This window comes from Pseudomonas sp. SMN5 (genome assembly GCF_052041925.1).
Lineage (GTDB): Bacteria > Pseudomonadota > Gammaproteobacteria > Pseudomonadales > Pseudomonadaceae > Aquipseudomonas.
In genome coordinates this window covers 1-26,822 of the sequence record NZ_JBKGGX010000019.1, presented here as the reverse complement: position 1 = coordinate 26,822, position 26,822 = coordinate 1, and the positions used below count along the sequence as shown (strand labels likewise).

23 protein-coding genes are annotated in these 26,822 nt (G+C 62.2%); 14 read left to right on the top strand and 9 right to left on the bottom strand.

Features of this window, described 5'->3' with window-relative positions; genetic code table 11:
- Positions 1-116 precede the first annotated feature (116 nt).
- From ACLEJR_RS19055 to bioB, 7 genes are all read right to left on the bottom strand, one after another.
- Entirely contained in the window at positions 117-1,922 is a 1,806-nt protein-coding gene (locus tag ACLEJR_RS19055; protein ID WP_440796362.1) for a phenylacyl-CoA dehydrogenase, read from the bottom strand.
- A gap of 276 nt (positions 1,923-2,198) precedes the next feature.
- Positions 2,199-2,495 carry a pyrroloquinoline quinone biosynthesis protein PqqE gene (locus tag ACLEJR_RS19050; RefSeq protein WP_440815772.1) on the bottom strand — a complete coding sequence of 99 codons (297 nt, stop codon included), beginning with the start codon at positions 2,493-2,495 and terminating at the stop codon, positions 2,199-2,201.
- A gap of 108 nt (positions 2,496-2,603) precedes the next feature.
- The gene (gene bioD / locus ACLEJR_RS19045) at positions 2,604-3,284 is read right to left on the bottom strand and encodes a dethiobiotin synthase (protein WP_440815769.1); all 681 of its coding nucleotides are present in this window, start codon (positions 3,282-3,284) and stop codon (positions 2,604-2,606) included.
- Positions 3,281-4,093 (bottom strand): malonyl-ACP O-methyltransferase BioC, encoded by an 813-nt coding sequence (gene bioC, locus ACLEJR_RS19040; RefSeq protein WP_440815766.1) that lies wholly within the window; start codon positions 4,091-4,093, stop codon positions 3,281-3,283. Before bioC ends, bioD begins: the two co-directional genes overlap by 4 nt.
- A complete protein-coding gene (locus ACLEJR_RS19035) occupies positions 4,086-4,817 on the bottom strand; it encodes an alpha/beta fold hydrolase (protein ID WP_440815764.1) in 732 nt (243 codons plus the stop codon). The genes bioC and ACLEJR_RS19035 overlap by 8 nt, the downstream gene beginning before the upstream one ends.
- Positions 4,810-5,988, bottom strand: coding sequence for an 8-amino-7-oxononanoate synthase (gene bioF, locus ACLEJR_RS19030; protein ID WP_440815761.1), 1,179 nt, complete (start codon positions 5,986-5,988; stop codon positions 4,810-4,812). The genes ACLEJR_RS19035 and bioF overlap by 8 nt, the downstream gene beginning before the upstream one ends.
- 166 nt (positions 5,989-6,154) lie before the next feature.
- Complete coding sequence (gene bioB, locus ACLEJR_RS19025; RefSeq protein WP_440796352.1) at positions 6,155-7,210, bottom strand: biotin synthase BioB; 1,056 nt, start codon at positions 7,208-7,210, stop codon at positions 6,155-6,157.
- A 90-nt stretch (positions 7,211-7,300) separates the two neighbouring features.
- Between bioB and ACLEJR_RS19020 the strand changes: the two genes are divergently transcribed.
- The 5 genes from ACLEJR_RS19020 to rarD all read left to right on the top strand — a co-directional run bounded on the left by ACLEJR_RS19020 (position 7,301) and on the right by rarD (position 13,059).
- The gene (locus ACLEJR_RS19020; protein WP_440796350.1) at positions 7,301-8,041 is read left to right on the top strand and encodes a double zinc ribbon domain-containing protein; all 741 of its coding nucleotides are present in this window, start codon (positions 7,301-7,303) and stop codon (positions 8,039-8,041) included.
- Between the two features lie 56 nt (positions 8,042-8,097).
- Entirely contained in the window at positions 8,098-8,862 is a 765-nt protein-coding gene (locus ACLEJR_RS19015; protein WP_440815758.1) for a TOBE domain-containing protein, read from the top strand.
- 66 nt (positions 8,863-8,928) lie between these two features.
- Positions 8,929-10,833, top strand: a complete 1,905-nt coding sequence (locus tag ACLEJR_RS19010; RefSeq protein WP_440796346.1) for a PhoX family protein — start codon at positions 8,929-8,931, stop codon at positions 10,831-10,833.
- 198 nt (positions 10,834-11,031) lie between these two features.
- Positions 11,032-12,006 carry a serine/threonine protein kinase gene (locus ACLEJR_RS19005; RefSeq protein WP_440815755.1) on the top strand — a complete coding sequence of 325 codons (975 nt, stop codon included), beginning with the start codon at positions 11,032-11,034 and terminating at the stop codon, positions 12,004-12,006.
- Between the two features lie 165 nt (positions 12,007-12,171).
- Positions 12,172-13,059, top strand: coding sequence for an EamA family transporter RarD (gene rarD / locus ACLEJR_RS19000; protein WP_440815753.1), 888 nt, complete (start codon positions 12,172-12,174; stop codon positions 13,057-13,059).
- Between the two features lie 219 nt (positions 13,060-13,278).
- On the opposite strand, the gene ACLEJR_RS18995 is transcribed toward rarD, so the two are convergent.
- Positions 13,279-13,797, bottom strand: coding sequence for a glycine cleavage system protein R (locus ACLEJR_RS18995; RefSeq protein ID WP_440796340.1), 519 nt, complete (start codon positions 13,795-13,797; stop codon positions 13,279-13,281).
- Positions 13,798-14,341: 544 nt separating this feature from the next.
- On the opposite strand from ACLEJR_RS18995, the gene ACLEJR_RS18990 reads away from it, so the two are divergent.
- Complete coding sequence (locus ACLEJR_RS18990; protein WP_440815750.1) at positions 14,342-16,519, top strand: malate synthase G; 2,178 nt, start codon at positions 14,342-14,344, stop codon at positions 16,517-16,519.
- Between the two features lie 220 nt (positions 16,520-16,739).
- Here the strand turns inward: ACLEJR_RS18990 and ACLEJR_RS18985 are convergent, their stop codons facing one another.
- Positions 16,740-17,186: a response regulator gene (locus ACLEJR_RS18985; protein WP_440796336.1), complete on the bottom strand. Its 447-nt coding sequence runs from the start codon at positions 17,184-17,186 to the stop codon at positions 16,740-16,742.
- 258 nt (positions 17,187-17,444) lie between these two features.
- On the opposite strand from ACLEJR_RS18985, the gene ACLEJR_RS18980 reads away from it, so the two are divergent.
- The 8 genes from ACLEJR_RS18980 to ACLEJR_RS18945 all read left to right on the top strand — a co-directional run bounded on the left by ACLEJR_RS18980 (position 17,445) and on the right by ACLEJR_RS18945 (position 26,782).
- Positions 17,445-19,379, top strand: a complete 1,935-nt coding sequence (locus tag ACLEJR_RS18980; protein ID WP_440815748.1) for a putative nucleotidyltransferase substrate binding domain-containing protein — start codon at positions 17,445-17,447, stop codon at positions 19,377-19,379.
- Entirely contained in the window at positions 19,376-20,083 is a 708-nt protein-coding gene (locus ACLEJR_RS18975; protein WP_440796332.1) for a 3'-5' exonuclease, read from the top strand. Before ACLEJR_RS18980 ends, ACLEJR_RS18975 begins: the two co-directional genes overlap by 4 nt.
- A 285-nt stretch (positions 20,084-20,368) precedes the next feature.
- A complete protein-coding gene (locus tag ACLEJR_RS18970; RefSeq protein WP_440815746.1) occupies positions 20,369-20,887 on the top strand; it encodes an RNA polymerase sigma factor in 519 nt (172 codons plus the stop codon).
- Positions 20,884-21,858 carry a FecR domain-containing protein gene (locus ACLEJR_RS18965; RefSeq protein ID WP_440815744.1) on the top strand — a complete coding sequence of 325 codons (975 nt, stop codon included), beginning with the start codon at positions 20,884-20,886 and terminating at the stop codon, positions 21,856-21,858. The genes ACLEJR_RS18970 and ACLEJR_RS18965 overlap by 4 nt, the downstream gene beginning before the upstream one ends.
- 258 nt (positions 21,859-22,116) lie before the next feature.
- Positions 22,117-24,555: a TonB-dependent siderophore receptor gene (locus ACLEJR_RS18960; protein WP_440815741.1), complete on the top strand. Its 2,439-nt coding sequence runs from the start codon at positions 22,117-22,119 to the stop codon at positions 24,553-24,555.
- Positions 24,556-24,763: 208 nt separating this feature from the next.
- Positions 24,764-25,894 (top strand): PepSY-associated TM helix domain-containing protein, encoded by a 1,131-nt coding sequence (locus ACLEJR_RS18955; RefSeq protein WP_440815739.1) that lies wholly within the window; start codon positions 24,764-24,766, stop codon positions 25,892-25,894.
- Complete coding sequence (locus tag ACLEJR_RS18950) at positions 25,891-26,070, top strand: hypothetical protein (protein ID WP_440796322.1); 180 nt, start codon at positions 25,891-25,893, stop codon at positions 26,068-26,070. The genes ACLEJR_RS18955 and ACLEJR_RS18950 overlap by 4 nt, the downstream gene beginning before the upstream one ends.
- A gap of 82 nt (positions 26,071-26,152) precedes the next feature.
- Positions 26,153-26,782 (top strand): glutathione S-transferase, encoded by a 630-nt coding sequence (locus tag ACLEJR_RS18945; RefSeq protein WP_440815736.1) that lies wholly within the window; start codon positions 26,153-26,155, stop codon positions 26,780-26,782.
- Positions 26,783-26,822 lie beyond the last annotated feature (40 nt).

Here is a 26,822-nt window from a genome sequence, read left to right as displayed (position 1 = left end):
GCTGACACGCCGCTATCGCGAGCAAGTTCGCTCCCACAGGGATATTTGTGGCGGACATGAAAAAGCCGCTGCATCCCGAGGGAAGCAGCGGCTTTGGGGGAAGTCCCGCGTAAGGCTTAGTAGCCCAGCGCGAAGTCTTCTTCTTTCATGTCCATCAGGTTGTTGGCACCCGACAGCATGGCCGCCACGTGAGTGCGGGTACGCGGCAGGATACGCTGGAAGTAGAAGCGCGCGGTCTGCAGCTTGGCAGTGTAGAAGGCCTCTTCAGTGGTGCCGGCTGCGAGTTTTTCCGCTGCCAGACGCGCCATGTCGGCCCAGAAGTAGGCCAGGCAGGCATAACCGGAGTACATCAGGTAGTCCACGGAGGCTGCGCCTACTTCTTCGCGATCCTTCATGGCCGCCATGCCAACTTTCATCGTCAGCTCGCCCCATTCCTTGTTCAGCGCAGCCAAAGGTCCTACGAACTCTTTTACCGCTTCGTTGCCTTCGTTGCCCTGGCAGAACTTGTGGACGATCTTGGTGAAGCCCTTGAGTGCTTCGCCTTGGGTCATCAGCACTTTGCGGCCCAGCAGGTCGAGCGCCTGGATGCCGGTGGTGCCTTCGTACAGCATCGAGATGCGGCTGTCGCGAACATTCTGCTCCATGCCCCACTCGGCGATGAAGCCATGGCCGCCATAAATCTGCACGCCGTGGTTGGCCGATTCGAAACCGACTTCAGTCATGAACGCCTTGGCAATCGGCGTCATGAACGCCAACAGCGCATCGGCCTTTTTCTTCTCTTCTTCATCCACACCGTACTTGACGATATCGACCTGCTTGGCGGTGAAGTACACCATCGCCCGGTTACCTTCGGCGAAGGCCTTCATGGTCAACAGCATGCGACGTACGTCAGGGTGAACGATGATCGGGTCAGCGGCTTTGTCCGGCGCTTTCGGGCCCGTCAGGGAGCGCATTTGCAGGCGGTCGCGGGCATATTTCAGGCCACCCTGGAAGCCGATCTCGGCATGGGCCAGGCCTTGCAGCGCGGTCCCCAGGCGTGCAGTGTTCATGAAGGTGAACATGCAGTTCAGGCCTTTGTTCGCCGGGCCGATCAGGAAGCCGGTGGCCGCGTCGAAGTTCATCACGCAGGTGGCATTGCCGTGGATGCCCATCTTGTGTTCCAGGGAACCACAGCTCACCGCGTTGCGCTGGCCGACGGTGCCGTCAGCATTTGGCAGGAACTTGGGAACGATGAACAGCGAGATGCCCTTGGTGCCGGCCGGTGCATCCGGCAGACGTGCCAGGACGATATGGACGATGTTGTCGGCCATGTCGTGTTCGCCAGCGGAAATGAAGATCTTGGTGCCGGTGACCTTGTAGGAACCATCGGCCTGCGGTTCGGCCTTGGTGCGCAACATGCCCAGGTCGGTACCGCAATGAGGTTCGGTCAGGCACATGGTGCCGGTCCATTCACCGGAAACCAGCTTGGTCAGGTAAGCCTCTTGCTGCTCGGGCGTACCGTGCTCGGAAATCGTGTTCATCGCGCCATGGGACAGGCCTGGGTACATGCCCCACGACCAGTTGGCTTCGCCGACCATCTCACTGACCGCCAGGCCCAGGGACTCCGGCAGACCTTGACCACCATGCGCCACGTCATGGGCCAGGCTTGGCCAGCCGCCTTCGACGAATTGCTTGTAGGCCTCCTTGAAACCGGTCGGGGTTTTCACGCCGGACTCGCTCCAGGTGCAACCTTCGATGTCACCCACGCGGTTCAGCGGAGCCAGCACCTGCTCACAAAACTTGGCGCCTTCTTCGAGAATGGCGTCAACCATGTCCGGAGTTGCGTCCTGGCAAGCCGGAAGGCTCTGATAATGCGCTTCGTAGCCGAGCAGTTCGTCACGAACGAAGCGAATATCACGCAAGGGGGCCTTGTAGTCAGGCATAGCGATAAACCTCTGCTGATGTAACCGGGAATGAACGACCGCATGGATTTGTTATGGCGGTCAAACAGTTGTTTGAAACATACGTTTACGCCCAAATCTTGTCAAGCGTCGATCTTTTGCCATTCGTCATCGAATCGGGAAAATCCCAGGCAGGCGCGATCCCTCACAGCCAAGGCCCGCGATACACGTGGAGAAAAGATTAGTTGAGCAAGAAGAGGTTAGAGACAAAAACGCCGCGAACGATCGCGGCGCTTTTGCAAACTTGAAGTAGAGCGATCAGGCGAAGGTATCGATCAACGTACCGAGCATTTCGTCGGATGCCTTGGCGACCTTCACGCCCAAGTCAACCTGGAACTTGCCCTGGGACATTTCCACCATGTTGCTGGCTACGTCTGACTGCTGACTACGATCCACCGAACGCAGGCGATCGACCTGGACCTCAGAGGACTGGCTGGTGACCGAACGCTCGATGGTAGTGCTGGCGATCTGGCTGGCCGCCTGATCGACACGGTTCTGCCCCGTCTGGACAGTGCTCAGACCGGCATAGAACGCGGTGTTTCCTGAGATTTGCATGGCAGAGCTCGTCTTCTTGAAGGGTCGACAGTGGCTATTGAAGCAGAAGGCCTTCGGAAAGGCCCGACAAAAACACTAATGGCACACTGCCTTACCATAGCGAAAACCTTAATCCAGCAGCTCCAGATGCAGATGACCGGCCACGGCTTCAGCAGTGACACCTTTGATTTTCGGCACTCTGCCCAGGCATGGCGCGGGAAGACGTTCGGCCAGGGTGGCGAGGTTTTCTTCCAGGCGCGAGGTCTTGGGGTCGATGATATTCGCCACCCAACCGGCCAGCTGCAAGCCGTCTCGGGCGATGGCTTCGGCGGTCAGCAGCGCATGGCTGATGCACCCCAGGCGCACGCCCACCACCAGGATCACCGGCAGGCTCAATGCCTTGGCCAGATCCGAAAGATTGTCCTGATCGGCCAGAGGCACGCGCCAGCCGCCGGCGCCTTCGATCAATGTGAAATCAGCTTGCAAGGCCAGTATCTCGCGCATCGGCCCGAGCAATGATTGCACGGTCAGCGCAACACCGGCTTCCCGGGCTGCCAGGTGCGGCGCAATCGCCGGCTCGAACGCCACCGGGTTGACCTGGGCATAATCGAGCGGCACCGAGCACTCGGCCAACAGCGCCAACGCATCGGCGTTACGCAGGCCCTTGGGGGTGACCTCGCAACCGGAAGCCACCGGCTTGCCGGCGGCGGTGCTCAGGCTGGCCAGGCGCGCGGCGTGCAGCAGGCCGGCCGCGACGGTGGTCTTGCCGACATCGGTGTCGGTGCCGGTAATGAAATAGGCCTGACTCATAGCGGTTTCTCCAAAATGGCGTAGACCACCTGGTAGGTCGCCGGCAGTCCTTGTGCCTGACGAAACTGTTCATAGGCCTCGACCAGCGCCTTGATCCGCGCCCTGCCCGTCAATCCGCCGGGGCGACCGGGATTCAGATTGTGCGCGCCCAGCGCTTTCAACTCGTGGGTCAGGCTGCGCACGTCGGGGTAGTGCAGCACATGAGGACGATTTTCCAAGCTGATGAGATTCAGTCCGCTGGCCGCGCACAGCTGTTGATAGGTCTCGAACGCTCGGAAACGGTTGACGTGCACCAGGCCATCCACCTGACGCCAACTGTCGCGCAATTCGTACAGCGTGCCCACGCAAAGGCTGGTGAAGGCCAGCACTCCACCAGGTTTCAATACGCGATAGGCCTCGCTCAGTACCGAAGCAAACTCCGCGCACCACTGCACCGCCAGGCTGGAGAACACCAGGTCGCAGCTCGACGCCTGCACCGGCAGGCGCTCGGCGTCGCCGGCGACAAAATGCGCGGCCCCACCCTGAGGGCGGGCATGATTGAGCATGCCTTCGGCGATATCCAGCGCCAGACCATTCGCTGCGCCGAAGCGCGCGCCCAGGGCTCGGGTGAAATAACCGGTGCCGCAGCCCAGGTCCATCCAACGCCCCGGCACAAACCCGGCAGGTAACCGCGCCAGCAATTGCTGGCCAACGTCGCGCTGCAATTCAGCGACGTTGTCATAGCTGGTCGCCGCCCGGGAAAACGAAGCGGCAACCTGGCGTTTGTCGGGTAAGGCGCCAGGTAATGGGGGAATCGATAAATCAGTCATCACCGGACTCATGCAGAAAAGCCTGGATCGCCGCCGCCACACCGTGGGGGTCGTCCAGAAGGAATCCGTGGCCGGCCTGTTCGATCAGGCCGATTTCGACATCCGGCAGCAACGCCAGCAAATCACTTGCTGCCTCCGCCGGCACCAGAGCATCCAGCCCGGCGAACAAATGCAGTTGCGGACCGCGATAACCCTGTAATGCCGCGCGAGTATCCAGTTGCGCCAGCACTTGCAGGCCGGCCATCAATACTTCAGGCGAACTGCCCGGCGCACCGGCCAGCAGCAACCGCGACAAGCCCCGCGGATCGCTGCAGCCCTGGGCGCACAACAGGCTGAAACGCTTTAGGGTTTGCCGTGGATCAGCGGCGCACCCGGCGAGGAACCCGTCGTAGGTCTCGCTGGCCATCGCGCTCGGCCACTGTTCATGCGCGACGAACGACGCATTGCTCGCCAGCGTCAGCAATCCGCAGCAGCGCTCGCCCCGGCGCGCCGCCAGCTCCGCGGCCAGCATGCCGCCCAGGGACCAGCCGCCCAGCCAGGCGTCCTGCGGCACGCAAGCGTCCAGTTCGTCGAGCCATTCTTCGGGGTCAATGGACGCCAGCGCCGGCAACGGCTCGATTTCCACCCGCAAGTGCTCGTCCAGCCCATGCAGCGCGGCGGCCAGCGGCTCCAGCGGTGAAACGCCCAAGCCCCAACCGGGCAGAAGTATCAGTCGATCACGCATGGCTTGGCTCCAGTCCCAACTGTGCGAAACATTCGGCCAGTGCATTCAACAATAGTTGCACTTGAGCTTCGCTATGGGCGGCGGTCAGGGTCACGCGCAAACGCGCACTGCCGGCCGGCACCGTGGGTGGACGAATCGCGGTGACCATCAGTCCGCGCTCGCGGAGCATCTGCGACAAGCGCATCGCCCGCCCCGCATCGCCGATCAGGATCGGTTGGATCGGCGTAAAGCTGTCCATCAATTGCAGGCCGATCTGCTCGGCGCCCTGGCGGAACTGGCGGATCAGTACCTGCAAGTGCTCGCGCCGCCAATGCTCGCTGCGCAGCAGTTCGAGGCTCTTGAGGGTTGCGCAGGCCAGGGCGGGTGGCTGGCTGGTGGTGTAGATGTAGGGGCGGGCGAACTGGACCAGGCTCTCGATCAGTTCCTCGCTGCCCGCAACGAAAGCCCCGGCAGTGCCGAACGCCTTGCCCAGGGTACCCACCAGGACCGGCACGTCATCCTGGCTCAAGCCGAAATGCTCGACGATCCCACCACCGTTTGCCCCCAACGGGCCGAAACCGTGGGCATCGTCGACCATTAGCCAGGCGCCCTTAGCCTTGGCTTCACGGGCCAGTGCCGGCAGGTCGGCGATGTCGCCGTCCATGCTGAATACACCATCGGTGACCACCAGGGTATTGCCGGTGGCTTTTTCCAGGCGGCTGGCCAGGCTCTGGGCGTCGTTGTGCAGGTAGCGGTTGAAACGCGCTCCGGACAGCAGCCCGGCGTCGAGCAATGAGGCGTGATTGAGCCGATCTTCCAGCACCGTATCGCCCTGCCCGACCAACGCAGTGACGGCGCCGAGGTTGGCCATGTAGCCGGTGGAGAACAGCAGGGCGCGCGGACGACCGGTCAGCTCGGCCAGGGCCTCCTCCAGGGCGTGATGAGGACCGCTATGGCCGATCACCAGATGCGAAGCGCCACCACCGACACCCCAGCGGGCCGCCCCGGCGCGCCAGGCCTCGATCACCTGCGGGTTATTGGCCAGGCCCAGGTAATCGTTGTTGCAGAACGCCAGCAATGGCTGACCGTCCACCACGACTTGCGGCCCCTGCGGGCTTTCGAGTAGTGGGCGTTGGCGGTAGAGGTTTTCGGCACGACGGGCAGCCAGGCGTGCGGCGAGATCGAAGGGCATGCAGGCCTCGGGGGAAACGCCATTTAAAGACCGAATGGGCCCCCTGTGGGAGCGAGCCTGCTCGCGATGGCGGTGTGTCATTCAAGTAGATGTCGAATGTTTCATCGCTATCGCGAGCAGGCTCGCTCCCACAGGGGCCCGCATTCCAAATAAGAAGTCGGGTTGATCAAACAGCCGCGTTATAGAACTGCTCGCTACTCTTGTGCTCCACCAGCGCCTGCTCGATCGCCGCCTGGTGCACTTCGTCGGCATGTTCTTCGCGAGCTTCAGGCTGAATTCCGAGACGGGCGAACAACTGCATGTCCTTGTCGGCCTGCGGGTTGGCGGTGGTCAGCAGTTTGTCCCCGTAGAAAATCGAGTTCGCGCCGGCCAGGAATGCCAGGGCTTGCATCTGCTCGTTCATCGCTTCACGACCGGCCGACAGGCGTACATGGGACTTGGGCATGAGGATCCGCGCTACCGCGAGCATGCGGATGAAATCGAACGGATCGACGTCCTCGGCATTCTCCAGCGGCGTGCCGGCAACTTTTACCAGCATGTTGATCGGCACCGATTCCGGATGCTCCGGCAGGTTTGCCAGTTGGATCAGCAGGTTGGCGCGATCGTCCAGGGATTCGCCCATGCCGAGGATGCCGCCGGAGCAGATTTTCATCCCCGAATCACGCACGTAGGCCAGGGTTTGCAGACGCTCGCTGTAGGTGCGGGTGGTGATGATGCTGCCGTAGAACTCCGGCGAGGTGTCGAGGTTGTGGTTGTAATAGTCCAACCCGGCCTGGGCGAGGGCTTCGGTCTGTTCCTGGTCGAGACGGCCCAGGGTCATGCAGGTTTCCAGGCCCATGGCCTTCACGCCCTTGACCATTTCCAGCACGTAGGGCATGTCCTTGGCCGATGGGTGTTTCCAGGCCGCGCCCATGCAGAAGCGGGTGGAACCGATGGCCTTGGCCCGTGCGGCCTCTTCCAGGACCTTCTGCACTTCCAGCAGCTTCTCTTTATCCAGCCCGGTGTTGTAGTGACCGGACTGCGGACAATATTTGCAATCTTCCGGGCAGGCGCCGGTCTTGATCGACAACAGCGTCGAAACCTGGACGCGGTTGGCGTCGAAATGCGCGCGGTGCACGGTCTGCGCCTGGAACAGCAGGTCATTGAACGGCTGCACGAAGAGTGCTTTGACTTCGGCCAAAGACCAGTCATGACGCAGGTTGGCAGTGGTGCTGGCGCTCATCGGTATTTCCTTGATTATGCTTGGCTGGCGTCCGGGATATCCAATACCCACAGGCGCGACACGGATGTTCGGCATATTTAAGGAAGAGCCATGCGCTGTCAACCACGATACGAAGGACAGGTTTACATCTGGTTAAAAAATAAACAATTCTGTCTGTTGTGCGGTGAGTCTACCGATACGCTACAGCCGATCTGCACCCCCTGTGAAAGCGAGCTGCCTTGGCTCGGCAATCAATGCAGCGTCTGCGCCCTGCCGCTGCCTACAGCCGGACTGCGTTGCGGGCAATGCGCCACGCGACCACCGTCCTTCGAGCGGGTCCTGGCGCCCTGGGCTTATGATTTTCCGGTGGACAGTCTGATCACCCGCTTCAAGCATCAAGCGAAATGGCCGCTGGGTCGGCTGATGGGCGAACTGCTGGCGCAGGCATTGCAACACCAATTCGATGAAGGGCTGGAACGGCCTGATGCGCTGTTACCGGTGCCACTGGCTGCCCGACGCTTGCGCCAACGGGGCTTCAATCAAGCGGCACTGATTGCCCGCTGGCTCTGCGAAACGCTGGAAATTCCCTGCGAAGAAAACCTCCTGCGGCGGGTCCAGGACACCCCGGCGCAACAGGCACTCGATGCCCGGGCGCGCCGTCGAAACCTGCGCCAGGCCTTTGCCTTGGCGCCCGGTGTCGACTTGCGCAAACGTCACCTGGCGTTGGTGGACGACGTACTCACCACCGGCGCCACCGCCGAGGCGCTCGCGGGATTGCTACTCGACGCCGGTGCGGCACGCGTCGATGTCTACTGCCTGGCCCGCACGCCAAAACCCGGCGAACCGGCTTGACGCGCCGCGCCCAAGGCGCCAACGTCCGCTGATCAATCTTCGCGTGTAGTTTCGTCATGTCCTTGCCCACGCTCCTGACCCAACACATCGTCCGGCGGCCCCAACGTATCGCGCTGCTGCAGCATATCGCCGAACAGGGTTCGATCACCCGCGCAGCCAAGAGCGCGGGCCTGAGCTACAAAGCCGCCTGGGACGCCATCGATGAGTTGAACAATCTGGCGGACCAGCCTTTGGTGGAACGCAGCATCGGCGGCAAGGGCGGTGGCGGCGCCAGGCTGTCGGACGAGGGACAACGGGTGCTGCGCCTCTACCAGCGCTTGCAGACCTTGCAGGCGCAGTTGCTCGAAGCCAGCGAAGACGCCGACGACCTGGGCCTACTGGGTCGTCTGATGCTGCGCACCAGTGCGCGCAATCAACTGCACGGCACGGTCCTGGACATCGAATCCCAGGGCCACAACGACCGGGTACGGCTGGAATTGGCCCGTGGCCTGGTCATCGAAGCGCGGATCACCCACGACAGCACCGTGCGCCTGGAACTTGCGGCCGGCACCCAGGTGGTCGCACTGATCAAGGCCGGCTGGCTGGAATTACGCGCGCCCGATGAGCCGGACACCTCCGCGAACAACGTCCTGCACGGCGTGATCGAGCACGTTGCCGCGGCCGAGGATGGCCCCAGCGAAGTACGCATCGGCCTGCCCAATGGCCAGACATTGTGCGCCCTGGCCGACCCGCTCCAATTGCGCAACCGGAACCTGGCGCCCGGTTCGGCGGTACAAGTGCGGTTTTCCCCGACAAATGTGTTGCTCGGTACACCGTTGTAGCGAGTTGCAACAATAGTTTCATCGACCCCCTTTAAGGTGACTGCCAAAACCAGCAGGGAGCCTGAGATGAGCCTATTAGAAGAAAACCAATCCACCGACCTGGAAAAAATCGTCGGCCTGAGCCGTCGTAGCTTCATCAGCGCCGGCGCCCTGTGCGGCGCGGCGATGTTTTTGGGCGGCAACCTGCTGAGCCGCAGCGTCCTGGCCGCCGCCGTGAGCGAAGGCAACAGCCGGCTGTTGGGCTTCAAGAGCATCGCTGCCGCCACGACCGACACCATCACCCTGCCGCCGGGCTACAAATCCTCGGTACTGATCAGCTGGGGCCAGCCGCTGAAGAAAAACGCGCCGGCCTTCGACCCCAGCGGCAATGGCACCGCCCGCGCCCAGGAAGTGCAATTCGGCGACAACAACGACGGCATGAGCCTGTTCCCCTTCCCCGGTGACAACAATCGGGCGTTGATGGCGATCAACAACGAATACACCAACTACCGCTACCTCTTCCCCCACGGCGGCCAACCGCAGTCGGCTGAAGACGTACACAAGGCCCAGGCCAGTGAGGGCGTGTCGGTGATCGAGGTCCAACGTCGTCGCGGCGGCCAGTGGCAGTTCGTCCAGGATTCGCGCTACAACCGCCGGATCCACGGCAATACGCCGATCCGCCTGCGCGGCCCGGCTGCCGGTCACGACCTGCTGAAAACCAGCGCCGACAAGAGCGGCAAGAAGGTGCTGGGGACATTCCAGAACTGCGCCAACGGCATGACGCCTTGGGGCACTTACCTGACCTGCGAAGAAAACTTCACCGACTGCTTCGGCAGCAGCAAGTCCGACTTGCAGTTCGACGAAGCGCAAAAACGCTACGGCGCCACTGTCGCCAGCCGCGAAATCAACTGGCATCTGTACGATCCACGCTTCGATCTGGCGAAGAACCCCAACGAACTCAATCGCCACGGATGGGTGGTGGAGATCGATCCGTTCGATCCTGATTCCACGCCCGTGAAACGCACCGCCCTGGGCCGCTTCAAACATGAGAACGCCGCCCTGGCGCAGACCCGTGACGGTCGCGCCGTGGTGTACATGGGCGACGACGAGCGTGGCGAGTTCATCTACAAGTTCGTCAGCCGCGAGCGCATCAACCCTCGTAATGCCAAGGCCAACCGCAACCTGCTGGACCATGGCACCTTGTACGTGGCGCGCTTCGATGCCGGCGACGGCAACCCGGACCATCCCAAAGGCAAGGGTCAGTGGATCGAGCTGACCCACGGCAAAAACGGTCTCGATGCCAGCAGCGGTTTCGCCGACCAGGCGCAAATCCTGATCCACGCACGCCTGGCTGCCAGCGCCGTCGGGGCCACGCGCATGGACCGTCCGGAGTGGATCGTGGTCAGTCCGAAGGACGGCCAGGTCTATTGCACCCTGACCAACAACTCCAAGCGCGGCGAAGACGGCCAACCGGTGGACGGACCGAACCCACGGGCCAAGAACGTCTACGGCCAGATCCTGCGCTGGCGCACCGACCGCGACGACCACGCGTCCAAGACCTTCTCCTGGGACCTGTTCGTGGTCGCCGGCAACCCGACGGTGCACGCCGGCACGCCGAAAGCCGGTTCGTCCAACATCAATGCGCAAAACATGTTCAACAGCCCCGATGGGCTGGGCTTCGACAAGGCCGGCCGGCTGTGGATCCTCACCGACGGCGACTCCAGCAATGCCGGGGATTTCGCCGGCATGGGCAATAACCAGATGCTCTGTGCCGACCCCGACAGCGGTGAAATCCGCCGGTTCATGGTCGGACCGGTGGGCTGCGAGGTGACCGGGATCAGCTTCGCGCCGGACCAGAAGGCTCTGTTCGTCGGGATCCAGCATCCGGGAGAAAACGGCGGCTCGACCTTCCCCGAGCACCTGCCCAACGGCAAGCCGCGCTCGTCGGTGATGGTGATTACCCGTGAAGATGGCGGGGTGATCGGCGCCTGAGTCATTCTTTGTGGCGAGGGAGCTTGCTCCCGCTTGAGCGCGCAGCGGTCATCATCAAGCATGCGACCGCTGCGCGGTCGAGCGGGAGCAAGCTCCCTCGCCACAGGGCCCGGTACAAGTCTGATCAATCAATCCAGACTGCTTTGCGCTACCATGCTGGGCCGGACGCGGCAGCCCTGCCGCTGCGCAGGAGTCAGCATGTCCCATCCGTTCGATACCCTCACCCCCGACCTGGTGCTCGATGCCGTTGAGAGCCTTGGCTTGCTCAGCGACGCCCGTGTGCTGGCCCTCAACAGTTATGAAAACCGTGTCTACCAGGTCGGCATCGAAGATGGCGAGCCGCTGATCGCCAAGTTTTATCGCCCGCAGCGCTGGACGGACGAAGCGATCCTGGAAGAGCACCGCTTCACCTTCGAGCTGGCCGATTGCGAAGTTCCGGTGGTGGCGCCACTGATGCATCACGACACAAGCCTGCATGAGCACGCGGGGTTCCGCTTCACGCTGTTTCCCCGGCGCGGCGGGCGGGCGCCGGAGCCGGGTAACCTGGACCAGCTCTATCGCCTCGGGCAATTGCTCGGGCGTCTGCACGCGGTGGGCGCCAGCCGTCCGTTCGAGCATCGCGAAGCCCTGGGCGTGAAGAACTTCGGCCACGATTCGCTGGCGACCGTGTTGCAAAGCGGCTTCGTGCCCAGCGGCCTGTTACCGGCCTACGAGTCGGTCGCCCGGGATCTGCTCACACGCGTCGAAGAGGTCTACGCCGCCACGCCCCACCAGACCATCCGCATGCACGGCGACTGCCATCCCGGCAACATGATGTGCCGCGACGAGGTGTTCCACATCGTCGACCTGGACGACTGCCGCATGGGCCCGGCGGTGCAGGATCTGTGGATGATGCTCGCCGGCGACCGCCAGGAATGTCTCGGGCAGTTGTCGGAACTGATGGATGGCTACAGCGAGTTCCACGACTTCAACCCCCGCGAACTGGCACTGATCGAACCCCTGCGCGCCTTGCGCCTGATGCATTACAGCGCCTGGCTGGCCCGGCGCTGGGATGATCCCGCGTTCCCTCGCAGCTTCCCGTGGTTCGGCAACGAACGGTACTGGGGCGACCACATACTGGCATTGCGCGAACAACTGGCGGCGCTGGATGAAGAGCCGTTGAAACTGTTCTGATGACCAATGCGCTCCCACAATGGGATTGGGTACGACCGCCAGAGACAGGTCGGCTGTCAGGCCGCCACAGTTTTTTTCAGCAAGCGCATCAAAATCCCTCACCCCACAACCTGACAAATCTCCTTACAATCACTCCTTTGTTAGCTGCCTAAGCAAGGATTCTGCATGCAAGCCGCCAACCCGCGTCGCGGGTACATCCTGGGCCTGAGTGCCTACATTATCTGGGGTCTGTTCCCAATCTATTTCAAAGCCATCGCCAGCGTACCGGCGGTGGAAATCATCATCCACCGGGCGCTGTGGTCAGCGCTGTTTGGCGCCGCATTGCTGATGGTCTGGAAACACCCCGGCTGGTGGCGTGAGCTGCGGGACAATCCGCGTCGCTTCGCGATCCTGGCCCTAAGCGGCACGTTGATCGCGGCCAACTGGCTGATCTATGTCTGGGCGGTGAACAACGGACGTATGCTCGAAGCGAGCCTGGGGTATTACATCAATCCGTTGGTGAACGTACTGCTGGGGATGCTGATCCTGGGCGAGCGGCTACGGCGCATGCAGTGGCTGGCGGTGGGGTTGGCGGCGGTCGGCGTGGCGCAGCAGGTCTGGCAAGTGGGCAGCTTGCCCTGGGTTTCGCTGGCATTGGCGTTGACCTTCGGCTTCTACGGGCTGATCCGCAAGCAGGCGCCGGTCAAGGCCTTGCCGGGGCTCGTAGTGGAAACCTGGATGCTGGTGCCGATCGCCCTCGCCTGGTTGCTGTTCAACCCGACCGCCACCAGCGCCCAAGCGGCCTTCTGGAGCACCTCCGATGCCTGGTGGCTGGTCGCCGCCGGCCCGGTGACACTGGTCCCGCTGGTGTGTTTCAACGCCGCCGCACGGCATCTGCCCTACACCACCCTGGGTTTCTTGCAGTACATCGCACCGACCCTGGTGCTGATGCTCGCGGTGCTGTTGTTCGGTGAACACTTGTCGTCCAGCACCCTGGTGGCGTTCCTGTTCATCTGGGCCGGGCTCGCGGTGTACAGCGTCGATGCCGTAGTCAGCATGCGCCGGCGCAGCTGATCAAAAAACGCACAGACCTCCACAGGTCACGCCGGGCGTGGCCTGCACTGATCCTTCCCAAGGTTATCCACAGCGTGATCCCCGCCGTTTGTGCACAAGCCCTTGAAAATTGGTGATTTTTTGATCACTGCTCGCTAAGGCCCGGCAGGCTTGGGCCAGCGCCGGGTCTCTACAGGTTATCCACAGGCAGGCGCAGGGTTTCCTTGGATAAAACCGCGGTCATGCTTCGTCGCTAAGCTTGAGCTCCACCATCAATTCATCGGCCAGGGTTTCCAGCCGCTCTTGCAAGGTATCCAGGGAAAGACCCAGCGGCACTCCCAGGATCGCTTCGGCGTGAAACAGCAACTCGCCGCTCATCGGCGCCGGTCGCACATCGGTGACCAATCGCTCGACATTGACGCCCTGCTCGCTGAGCAAACGGGTGATGTCGCGCACGATGCCGGGACGGTCATTACCCACCAGTTCCATGGCGATGGGTTTCCAGGTACAGGATTGTTCCATTGCACTTTCAGCGATCAACACGCGAATGCCATGAGTCGTCAGCCCCTGCAAGGCTTCGATCAGTTCTTCATGGGCTTCGGCGGGGGCGCTGAGGCGCAGGATTCCGGCAAATTGACCGGCCAGGTGCGACATGCGGCTTTCCAGCCAGTTGCCGCCGTGCTCGGCGATGCAATCGGCAATGCGCTCGACCTGCCCGGGCTTGTCCGGGGCGAAAACAGTAATGACCAAGTGGTCCATGGCGCAGCCCTCTTGTTGTGAGAAGCCAGAGTATAGGCAAGCCACCGCATCACGACGGCCGGGCTTTTGTGGCGAGGGAGCTTGCTCCCGCTGAACCGGACCGGCGCTATGGGAAACGCGCGACTCGACTTCTTGGGCTACTGCGTTGCCCAGCGGGAGCAAGCTCCCTCGCCACAGAATGTGTACACAACGTAGATTTATCTGGAACAATCCATCAATTTTTTGAGAACATCCAATGCTTCGTCGTGACCGTACTGCTTTAGTCGGTCGCAGAACGACGCATTTAGTCTGATTTTCACAACCGCAACTGATCATGTAGTATGCCGCAGCGCGCACTACATAACGCTGGACCGATGTCTGCCAAGGCGCAGTCGCATCCCTGAGAAAGCCCCGTCAGCAAGGCTTAAACGCCCGTGGCAGGTCCCACCCAGCCGCCAGCGATGGCATGTACTGGTAACCGGGTTTGTGGTTTAAATGTCCCGAGGCTTCATTGTCAAAATCGAAGAGCTGAAAAGCGAAATAGCTGAGCAGAGTGAGGCAAGCAATGACTGAACACGTTCAAGTCGGTGGCCTGCAGGTCGCCAAAGTCCTGTTCGACTTCGTGAATAACGAAGCCATTCCCGGAACCGGTCTCACGGCCGATGCGTTCTGGGCCGGCGCCGACAAGGTCATCCACGACCTGGCGCCGAAAAACAAAGCCCTACTCGCCAAACGCGACGATTTCCAGGCGCGGATCGATGCCTGGCACCAGACCCGTGCCGGCCAGCCCCATGACGCCGTGGCTTACAAAGCCTTCCTGCAAGACATTGGATACCTGCTGCCAGAAGCGGCGGATTTCCAGGCCACGACCCAAAACGTGGATGACGAAATCGCCCGCATGGCCGGCCCGCAGTTGGTGGTGCCGGTGATGAATGCCCGTTTCGCCCTCAACGCCTCGAACGCCCGCTGGGGTTCGCTATACGACGCGCTGTACGGCACCGACGCCATCAGCGAAGCCGATGGCGCGGAAAAAGGCAAAGGCTACAACAAGATTCGCGGCGACAAGGTCATCGCCTTTGCCCGCGCCTTCCTCGACGAAGCCGCCCCGCTGGCGGCCGGCTCCCATGTCGACTCCACCGCTTACAAGATCGTTGACGGCAAACTGGTGGTCGCGCTCAAGGGTGGCAGTAACAGCGGCTTGCGTGACGATGCACAACTGGTGGGCTTCCAGGGCGACGCTTCGGCACCGGCCGCCGTCTTGCTGAAGCACAACGGCCTGCACTTCGAAATCCAGATCGATGCCGGCACCCCGGTCGGCCAGACCGACGCCGCCGGCGTCAAAGACATCCTGATGGAAGCCGCGCTGACCACCATCATGGACTGCGAAGACTCGGTCGCCGCCGTGGATGCCGACGACAAAGTGGTCATCTACCGCAACTGGCTCGGCCTGATGAAGGGCGACCTGGCGGAAGAAGTCGCCAAGGGCGGCCAGACATTCACCCGCACCATGAACCCCGACCGGGCCTACACGGCCGTCGACGGTTCGAGCCTGACGCTGCACGGCCGCTCGCTGCTGTTCGTACGCAACGTCGGCCACTTGATGACGATCGACGCGATCCTGGACAAGGACGGCAACGAAGTGCCGGAAGGCATCCTCGACGGACTGGTGACCAGCCTGGCGGCGATCCACAGCCTCAACGGCAACACCACGCGACGCAACAGTCGTACCGGCTCGGTGTACATCGTCAAGCCGAAGATGCATGGCCCGGAAGAAGCGGCGTTCACCAACGAGCTTTTCGGCCGCATTGAAGACGTGCTGGAGCTGCCGCGCAATACCCTCAAGGTCGGGATCATGGACGAGGAGCGCCGTACCACGGTCAACCTCAAGGCCTGCATCAAGGCGGCCAGTGAACGCGTGGTGTTCATCAACACCGGTTTCCTGGACCGCACCGGCGACGAAATCCACACCTCCATGGAAGCCGGCCCGATGGTGCGAAAGGCCGACATGAAAGCCGAGAAGTGGATCGCCGCGTACGAAAACTGGAACGTCGACATCGGCCTGAGCACTGGCTTGCAAGGTCGCGCACAGATCGGCAAAGGCATGTGGGCCATGCCGGACCTGATGGCCGCCATGCTCGAACAGAAGATCGCCCACCCAATGGCTGGTGCCAACACCGCCTGGGTACCGTCGCCGACCGCCGCTGCCCTGCACGCGCTGCATTACCACAAGGTCGACGTGTTCGCCCGGCAGGCCGAGCTGGCCAAGCGCGCCCGTGCTTCGGTTGACGACATCCTGACCATCCCGCTGGCCGTCAACCCGAACTGGACGCCGGAACAGATCAAGCACGAACTGGACAACAACGCCCAGGGCATCCTGGGTTATGTCGTGCGCTGGATCGACCAGGGCGTGGGTTGCTCCAAGGTGCCGGACATCAATGACATCGGCCTGATGGAAGACCGTGCGACGCTGCGTATCTCCAGCCAGCACATCGCCAACTGGCTGCGCCATGGCGTCGTCACTCAGGACCAGGTAATGGAAAGCCTCAAGCGCATGGCGCCGGTGGTGGACCGTCAGAACGCCAACGACCCGCTGTACCGCCCGCTGGCGCCGGACTTCGACAGCAACATCGCCTTCCAGGCGGCGGTCGAACTGGTGATCGAGGGGACCAAACAGCCCAACGGTTATACCGAGCCGGTGCTGCACCGTCGTCGTCGTGAGTTCAAGGCGGCCAATGGGTTGTGATTGAGCGGTAGCGTTGAAAAAGGGCCCTGATCTTGCGATCAGGGCCCTTTTTGTTTGCACAGCGTCTGTGGCGAGGGAGCTTGCTCCCGCTCCACTGCGCGGCAGTCGCAAATCAGCCAATGCGATTTCGATGTCAGAAATAGGGGGCTGCTGCGCAGCCCAGGGGGAGCAAGCTCCCTCACCACAAGAGCACTTTGGCAAAACAGCTTCGGCAAAAAAGCTAGAGATCCATCCCCAGCTCATGCTTGACCAGCCCCAGCAATTTTTCGGTATCGATGGGCTTGAGCAAAAAATCCACCACACTCAGGTGCATGGCTTCGATCGCATCCTTCACGTCGGCATCGCCGGACACGATGATGATCGGTAGCGCGGCCCGTTCCGACTCGCGCACCAGGCGCACCAGTTCCAGGCCATCGACGTTACCCATGCGCAAGTCGGTAATCACCAGACCGATGGAGGGCTTGGTCTCCAGCATCTTGAGCGCCGTTTCACCGCTGGCGGCGGTCATGCAATGAATACCGTCCAGCGCCAGAATTTCCGACAGCAGCTCGCGGGCGTCTTTGTCGTCATCGACGATCAACACCCGTTGCGGCGGCAGGTCAGGCTCCAGCATGACGGCACTCAGCGCCTCGCGCTCGGCGTCACTCAAAATATCGTGGTCGGACATGATGCTCTCTACGTTCTTAAATCGATCCCCTGGCACAGTGGTCAGACATCGTCTCGCGGCGCTTCAATGTGCACTTCGTCGGATTTTTTTCCAAGAGCATTCAATGACGATTTTGCAGACACCGGGCGTAAGTCTTTTTCCTCATCGCGGTGCGATTGCTGCGACCTAGACTTACGTCCAATGGGCACTCCGTGCTCAGGGGTCGACCATGGGGGAACTGATCCGACCACAACAATTCGAAAAAGATTGCGTAAAGTCATGAAAAAAGCGGACGCCTTCATTCAGGCAGGGAAAACCGCGGTGTTGCAAAACATCCAGGGGACGCTGCAATTCCTCCAACGCTTCCCCCCGTTCAACCAAATGGAAAATGCCCACCTGGCCTATCTGGTGGAGCAATGCCTGCTGCGCTTCTATGCCTCGGGCGAAAGCATCATCAAGCCGGCCGACGGTCCGGTGGAGCACTTCTACATCGTCAAGCAGGGCCGGGTGGTGGGTGAGCGTCCGCACACAGCCAAGGGCGGCACCGAAACCACCTTCGAAATCACCTCCGGCGAATGCTTTCCCCTCGCTGCCCTGCTCGGCGAGCGCGCCACCCGCACGGAGCATCTGGCCGGCGAAGACACGTTCTGCCTGCAATTGAACAAACAGGCCTTCATCAAGCTGTTCGCCCTGTCCGGGCCGTTTCGTGATTTCGCCCTGCGCGGGGTCAGCAGCCTGCTCGACCAGGTCAACCAGCAGGTCCAGCAGAAGTCGGCCCAGGCGCTGGGCACGCAATATTCCCTCAATACCCGGCTGGGTGAGCTGGCGATGCGTCATCCGGTGAGTTGCCATCCGGCCACGCCGCTGCGCGAAGCCGTGAAGCTGATGCACGAGCAACAGGTCGGGAGCATCGTGGTGGTGAACGATAGAAAATCGCCAGTCGGCATTTTCACTCTGCGCGACTTGCGACAGGTCGTGGCCGACGGCACCGGGGATTTTTCCCAAGCCATCGCCGAGCACATGACCCAGGCGCCGTTCCATCTGACACCGGACCACAGCGCCTTTGACGCCGCCATTGCCATGACCGAGCGCCACATCGCCCATGTCTGCCTGGTCAAGGATCAGCGCTTGTGTGGCGTAGTGTCCGAGCGCGACCTGTTTTCCCTGCAGCGGGTCGACCTGGTGCACCTGGCCCGAACCATTCGCAGCGCGCCGCGGGTGGAAAACCTGGTGGCCCTGCGCGGTGAGATCGGCCAACTGGTGGAGCGCATGCTGGCCCACGGCGCGTCATCGACGCAGATCACCCACATCATCACCCTGCTCAACGACCACACCGTGTGCCGGGTCATCGAGTTGACCCTGGCCGACAAGGGCGACCCGGGCGTGCCATTCAGTTGGCTGTGTTTCGGCAGTGAAGGCCGGCGCGAGCAGACCCTGCACACCGACCAGGACAACGGCATCCTCTTCGAAGCCCGGGACGCTGCCCATGCGGCGCAGATTCGCGGCTTGCTGTTACCCATTGCTCAGCAGATCAACCAGAGCCTGGCGCTGTGCGGCTTCGCGTTGTGCAAGGGCAACATCATGGCCGGCAACCCCGAACTTTGCCTGTCCCGCGCGGAATGGGCTCGACGCTTTGCAGCATTTATCCGCGAGGCGACGCCGGAGAACCTGCTCGGTTCGAGTATCTATTTCGACTTGCGGGTGGTCTGGGGTGACGAACAAGGGTGCGAGCAATTGCGCCAGCAGATTCTCCAGCAGGTGGGCGATAACCGGCTGTTCCAACGGATGATGGCCGACAATGCACTGCGCCACCGACCACCGGTGGGGCGCTTCAGGGAATTCGTGCTGAGCCGCAAAAACGGCGAGAAAGCCACCCTCGACCTGAAAGTCCAAGGCCTGACGCCTTTCGTCGACGGCGCCCGCTTGCTGGCACTGGCCAACGGCATCGAAGCCAACAATACCCTGGAGCGCTTGCGGCAACTGGTGGTCAAGGACGTGATCGAGCCGTTGGACGGGGCTGCCTATGAAGAGGCCTATCACTTCATCCAGCAGACCCGCATGCAGCAGCATCAATTGCAGACCCGTGAAAACCTGCCCTATTCCAACCGGGTCGACCCCGACAGCCTGAATCATCTTGACCGGCGCATCCTGCGCGAATCCCTGCGCCAGGCTCAGCGCCTGCAGAGCAGCCTGACGCTGAGGTATCAGTTATGAAGCTGTTCTCCTGGTTGCGCCCAGCCCAACCGACATTGCCCGATGCGTTGCAAAAACGTCTGGAACGGCTGCCGGTGCCTTCGCCGCTGTGTGAATGCAGCCTGCGGGAACAGCGCTGGGTGGTGCTGGACCTGGAAACCACCGGGCTGAACCTGAACAAGGATGAAGTGTTGTCCATCGGCGCGGTGGTCATCGAGGACGGCGCCATCGACTTCAGCCAGCAATTCGAACGGACGTTGCAATGCGACAAGCAGAAGCTCGGACCGAGCGTGTTGATCCACGGCCTGGCACCCAGTGCCATCGCCGCCGGCAGTCATCCGGCCGAGGCGCTGGTGGCGTTCATGGAGTTCGTCGGCGACAGCCCGCTGCTGGCATTCCACGCCCCTTTCGACGCCCACATGCTTGGACGCGCGCTCAAGGATTACCTGGGCTATCGCTTGCAACATCCGTTTATGGACGTGGCGGACCTTGCGCCGATGCTCTGCCCCCAGGCGCACCTGCGCAAAGCAGGGCTGGACGAGTGGATCGGATGGTTCAAGCTTGAAGTGCAGGAACGCCACAACGCCAGCGCCGATGCCCTGGCTACCGCAGAACTGGCACTCATCCTGTTCAGCCGCGCCCGCCAGCAACAGATCCACAGCCCGCTTGAGCTGCAACAGCGCCTGGGCCAGTGGAAGCGCCGGCAGCAGGCGCCTTCTATCTAGTGCGACCCTCTTGCGCAACGCCTTGAAGGAAACCACTGAACCTGTGGCGAGGGAGCTTGCTCCCGCTGGGCTGCGAAGCAGACCCATTTTTGCGAGCGCTGCGCACTGGATCGCCAGCCGGTCGAGCGGGAGCAAGCTCCCTCGCCACAGTGACCCGGCCCGCCTGAAATAACCGGCGTTACATACGCCCCTTTTAATCGCCCGACCAGCGCCAATTGCTTTCCTTCCCTGCTCTCTGACACAATCGCGAACAATTCTCGTTACTTAAAACGTCGGTGATGCTCCGTGTCGTCAATCCCAAGCCCCCACAGTGACCTGGTTGGTGCGTTGTACCGCGACCATCGTGCGTGGCTGTTGGCATGGCTGCGACGTAACGTGGCCTGTGCGCAGAAGGCCGAGGACTTGAGCCAGGACACTTTCGTGCGCCTGCTGGGCCGCGACGAACTCCAGGCGCCTCGCGAGCCGCGGGCCTTCCTGGTGGCGATCGCCAAGGGTTTGCTGTTCGACCACTTCCGCCGGGCCGCGCTGGAACAGGCTTACCTCACCGAATTGATGCTGATTCCCGAAGCCGAGCAGCCTTCGGTGGAAGACCAGCAAATGATCCTTGAAGATCTCAAGAACATTGATCGGCTATTGGGCAAATTGTCGAGCAAGGCCCGTGCAGCCTTCCTCTATAACCGCCTCGATGGCCTCGGCCACGCCGAAATCGCCCAGCGCCTGGGGGTGTCGGTGCCGCGGGTACGGCAGTATCTGGCCCAGGGTATTCGCCAGTGCTACATCGCACTGTACGGTGAGCCGACATGAGTCCGTCCCCTTCCAAACCGGTCTCGGCTCGCGTGCTGGAGGCAGCGATTGCCTGGCAGTTGTCGCTGGACACGGGCAGCCCTCAGGAGCGTGAGGCCTTCGCCCAATGGCACGCCGCCGATGAAGAACACGCTCGCGCCTGGCGGCAATTGCGCATGCTTGACCAACGCTTCAGCGTGGCCAATGGCCCGGCGCGCGCCGCGTTGCTGCAAACGCGGGCCGGCATTCGCCGCCGGCTGCGCAAGGTCGGCAGCGGCCTGGCGAGCGTGGTTGCGGTCATCGGCCTGGCGCTGTTCGCCGGGGAGCGTTACCTGCCGCTGGATTATTGGCTCGCCGACCAGCGCACCGCCACGGGCGAACAGCGCACGCTACGCCTGGCCGACGGCACGTTGATCAATCTCAACACCCACAGCGCCCTGGACGTGCGTTTCGATGACAAGCAGCGGCGAATCGTCCTGCAGGAAGGCGAGATCCTGGTGCAGACCGGCCACAACGATCCACGTCCGTTCATCGTCGAAACCCGCGAAGGCCGCATGCGTGCCCTGGGCACGCGGTTCCTGGTCAAACGCGAGGACGAAGGCACCCGGCTGAGCGTGCTGCAATCTGCCGTGGCGGCCCATCCCCAGGCGACGGACACCGAACAGATCCTGCGCGAAGGCCAACAGGTACTGATGCGCCGCGATGGCCTGGGCCCGACGCTGGCCCTGAATCCCGGCGCCGATGCCTGGACCCGCGGCATGCTGGTGGTGGACAACGCCCGCCTCGAAGACCTGGTGCATGAGCTCGGGCGCTACCGTCGTGGTTACCTGGGCGTCGAGCCCAAGGTCGCGGACCTGCGCATCACCGGGAGTTTCCCGCTGCACGACACCGACCTGGCCTTGACGGCGCTGCTGCCGACCTTGCCAGTGCAGGTCGAGCATCACACAAGATGGTGGGTGGTGGTGGGGCCAAGGACTGAGGCCAAGCCCTGAGATATCAGGTGCCTGACAGGTAGCTATCGCGAGCGGGCTCGCTCCCACAGGCGTTTTGCGTTGAGCACAATATGGTGCACAACGCGGTCATTGTGGGAGCGAGCCTGCTCGCGATGAAACCATCTGCCTCACCCTAAAACCCGGATCAATCACCCGCCACCGATTTGAATCGAAATTATTTTCATCCACCCCTATCACTTTTCAATTTTCGTCCGGCACCCAGGCAATTGAGAAATATTTCCATTCAGGAGCCGCCGTATGTCCCGCCCGCTAGACACCCTGTTGCGCCCCAGCCTGTTGGCCCTCGCCATTGCCTTTGCCATGCCGTTGAGCAGCGGTCCGCTGCTGGCGGCCGAACAGGCCTCGAACGTGCGCGCCTACAACCTGCCCGCCGCGCCACTGGCCAGCACCCTGAACCAGATCGCCAGCCAGGCCGGCCTCGCCCTGAGCCTGGAACCGTCCCTGGCTTCAGGCAAGACCTCGGCCCCGGTCCAGGGTCAGTTCGATGCCACCGGCGCGTTGCGTGAAGCCTTGCGCGGCACCGGTCTACAACTGCAGCAAAGCAGCGCCGGCACCTACAGCCTGGTGGCCGTGCCCGAGGGCGTCATGGCCCTGCCGGAAACCAGCGTGATTGGCGCAGGTGTCAGCGAAAGCGCCTGGGGCCCGACCGACAGTTATGTCGCCACCCGCACCGCCGCCGGCACCAAGACCGACACGCCGGTGGTCGAGCTGCCACGCTCGGTCTCGGTGGTGACGCGCCAGCAGATGGAAGAACGCTCCGTCCTCAACCTCAACGATGCCCTGCGCTACACCGCCGGCGTGCAGAGCAGCGGCTACGGCTCGGACTCGCGCAACGACTGGCTGCTGGTGCGCGGCTTCGTGCCGACCCAGTTCCTCGATGGCTTGCCACTGCCCAAGGGCAACTACGTCACGCCCAAGATCGAGACCTGGAACCTTGAGCGCATCGCCGTGCTGCGTGGCCCGGCCTCTTCGGTCTACGGCCAGACGCCACCGGGCGGCATGCTGGACATGGTCAGCCGTCGTCCCCAGGCCGAAAGCAGCAATGAAGTCGAGTTGCAGGCCGGCAGCTATGAACACAAGCAGATCAACTTCGACAGCACCGGCAAGGTCGACGACGAAGGCCAGTTCCTCTATAGACTCAGCGGCACCGTGCGCGACAGCAACGCCCAGGTCGATCACATTCCGGACAAGCGCTACAACCTCGCGCCGAGCCTGACCTGGAACATCAACGACGACACCCGGCTGACATTCCTGTCCCAGTACACCCGCGACGACACTGGGATTACCGGGCAATTCCTACCGTTGCAAGGCACCAAGCTGGCGTCGGCGGCGGGCAAGATCTCCCATCACAAGAACCTCGGTGACCCGGACTGGGAATTCTACGACCGCACCTACTACGCGCTGGGCTATGCGTTCGAGCACCGCTTCAACGACACCTGGCAGTTCCGCCAGAACCTGCGCTACACCAAGAGCGATCTGGAATTCCAGGGCATCTCCGCCGGCGGGCAATTCTGGCCGGCGGGGCCTGAGGAGGCAGTGAGCGCCGACGGCACCGTCAAACGCAGCGCCAGTATCGTAGACGAAGACATCAGCCAATTCGCCGTGGACAACAACTTCCAGGCCGACTTCCAGACCGGGGTCTTGAGCCACACGTTGTTGCTGGGCCTGGATCACCAGCGCTCCAACAGCAATGCCCGCTGGAAGTGGGGCTCTGGCGGTGTGCCGACCAGCAACGTCAACAACCCGACCTATGGGCAGGATTTCTCCAACGTCCAGTACTTCACCATGTACGACTACAACCAGAAGACCAACCAGACCGGCCTGTACGTCCAGGACCAGATCGCCCTGGACAACTGGCGCCTGACCCTTGGTGGACGTGAAGACTGGATTCACACCGGCACCGTGTTCCACAACCAGAACGATGCGACCAACACCCAACGCGACAAGAAATTCAGCGGCAACGCGGCGCTGAGCTATGTGTTCGATAACGGCGTGACGCCCTACATTTCCTTCGCCCAGTCGTTCCAGGCGGCGGCGGGCTCAACCGTTAACAGCACCGACGCGTTCAAGCCAACCGAAGGCGAACAGTACGAAGCCGGCATCAAGTACCAGCCGCCCGGCACCAAGACTTTGCTCACGGCTGCGGTGTTCGACCTGACGCAGAAAAACAACGCGGTCAGTGAAAACAACATCACCCGCCAGGTGGGCGAAGTGCAGGTGCGTGGCCTCGAGCTGGAAGCCTCGGGCGAAGTCACTGACAACCTGAAACTCATCGGCTCCTACACCTACAACGACAGCGAAATCACCAAGGGCACCGCGGCGGAGAAAGGCAAGCGCATGGCCCAGGTACCGCGCAACCAGGCCACCGCCTGGGCTGACTACACCTGGCACAACGGCCCGCTCGACGGCTTCGGCGTGGGTGCAGGCGTGCGTTATGTCGGCGACACCTACGGCAATACCACCAACACCGATTGGGGGCATGTCAGTTCCTATACCGTCTACGATGCCTCGGCTCATTACGAGCTGGGACGCCTGAGCAATTCGCTCAAGGGTGTATCGGTGGCGGTGGATGCGAAAAACATCTTCAACAAGGACTACCTGTCCACCTGCGACGGATTCTATTGCTACTACGGCGACCAGCGCAGCGTCGTCGCCAGCGTGAATTACAAGTGGTAAGGATTAGCAGAGTGAATTTTTTGAGAGCCATCTGAGGCCTGTCGGCTGAATGAAACCCTTGTGGGAGCGGGCTTGCTCGCGAAGACGGCGTAACAGGCGATATTATGGTTGCCTGACACGGCGCTTTCGCGAGCAAGCCCGCTCCCACAGTTTCTGCGGCTCGTCCGACCCATCTCGGATGACACGGCCTCTTGCAACCGGATAGACCATGAAAAGCAAAACCATCCGCCGCTGGTCCTTCGTCCACACCTGGACCAGCCTGATCTGCACAGTGTTCCTGCTGATGCTGGCGATCACCGGGCTGCCGCTGATCTTCCACCATGAAATCGAGCACTTGCTGGGCGACGCCCCCGAGCTCCGGCAAATGCCTGCCGACACCCCACAGTTGGATCTGCAACAGTTGGTGGAAAAAGCCAAGGCCCATCGCCCGGATGAGGTGGTGCAGTATTTTGGCTGGGACGAAGACGACCCCAACGGCGTCATCACCATCATGGCGCCGACGCCGGACACCGAGCCCAATTCGTCCCACACCTTCATGCTCGATGGACGCACGGGTGAAGCCCTGGAAATGCCCTCGGCCAATGGCGGCTTCATGATGGTCATGCTGCGCCTGCACGTGGACATGTTCGCGGGCTTGCCGGGCAAGTTGTTCCTGGCGTTCATGGGCCTGCTGTTCGTGATTGCCATCGTCTCGGGCGTGGTGCTGTACCTGCCGTTCATGCGGCGCTTGAAGTTCGCCACCGTGCGCCAGGACAAATCCACCCGCCTGCGCTGGCTCGACCTGCACAACCTGATCGGCGTGGTGACCCTTGTCTGGGCGCTGACCGTAGGCGTTACCGGGGTGATCGCCGCGTGCGCCGAGTTGATCATCGCCGCCTGGCGCAACGACAGCCTCAGCACCATGATCGAACCCTACCGCGATGCTCCGCCGCTGACACACCTGGCGCCGGCCACTCGCCTGCTGGACATCGCCAGAGAGGTCGCACCTGGGATGGAGCCGAGCTTCATTGCCTTCCCCGGCACGCTGTTCTCCAGCGCACACCACTACGGCGTGTTCATGAAGGGCAGCACGCACCTGACCTCGCACCTGCTAACCCCGGTGCTGATCGACGCCAGCACCCTGGACGTCACCGCCGTGGCCGAACGCCCGTGGTACATGGACGTCATGAGCCTGTCGCTGCCCCTGCATTTCGGCGACTACGGCGGCCGGCCGATGCAGATCTTCTGGGCGGCGCTCGACGTGTTGACCATCATCGTCCTCGGCAGCGGTGTCTACCTGTGGGTGGTGCGGCGCAAAGCAGCCAAGCGTGCAGCCATTGGCGCGCAGGCCACCTCATGAGGCCTCGGCAATCGAGTTTCTGGAAAGTGTTTGGTATTCCCGTACTGATTGGCACCCTCAGTGCTGCCGGGCTGTTTTCGGCACTCCTGGGGGACGGGGCCTGGGATGCCGTGAGCTGGGTGGGCTTAGGAGTGCCAACGTTGCTGGGGACTTGGGGATTGATCAAACGCGGATAAGCATCCGGTCCCCACACCGGAGCTCGCCACCCGCCCCGGAACTGTCTAGGCTAAGCCCTGGTCGTTTTTCGAGGATACCCGCATGTCCACACCCAGCATGACGCTGTTCTACAACCCCGCCTCCCCCTTCGTTCGCAAGGTCCTGGTGCTGCTGCATGAAACCGGCCAGCAGGATCGCGTGGCGTTGCAGCTCAGCCAACTTACGCCGGTCAAACCGGACCAGGTGCTGATCGATGACAATCCGCTGAGCAAGATCCCGGCCCTGCGCCTGGCCAACGGCAATGTGCTGCATGACAGCCGGGTCATCCTCGACTATCTGGACCACCAGCACGTCGGCAATCCGCTGATTCCCCGGGACGGAGCAGCCCGCTGGCGGCGCCTGACGCTGGCCTCCCTGGCTGACGGGATGATGGATGCAGCCGTGATGATCCGCTACGAAACTGCCCTGCGTCCGGCCGAAAAACACTGGGACGAATGGCTCGATGCGCAACGGGACAAGATCCGTCGCGCCCTGGGCGTGCTTGAAACCGAGGCCGTCGCCGAGCTGGCCAGTCATTTCGACGTGGCGTCCATCAGTGTCGCCTGCGCCCTCGGCTATCTGGACTTGCGCCACCCGGACCTGGAATGGCGCAAGAACAGTCTGCAACTGGCAACGTGGTTTGCCGAGGTGAGTGAGCGGCCTTCGATGGTGGAGACGGTGCCCAGGGTTTAGTTTTTCGCTGAATGCGATGACCTCATCGCGAGCAGGCTCG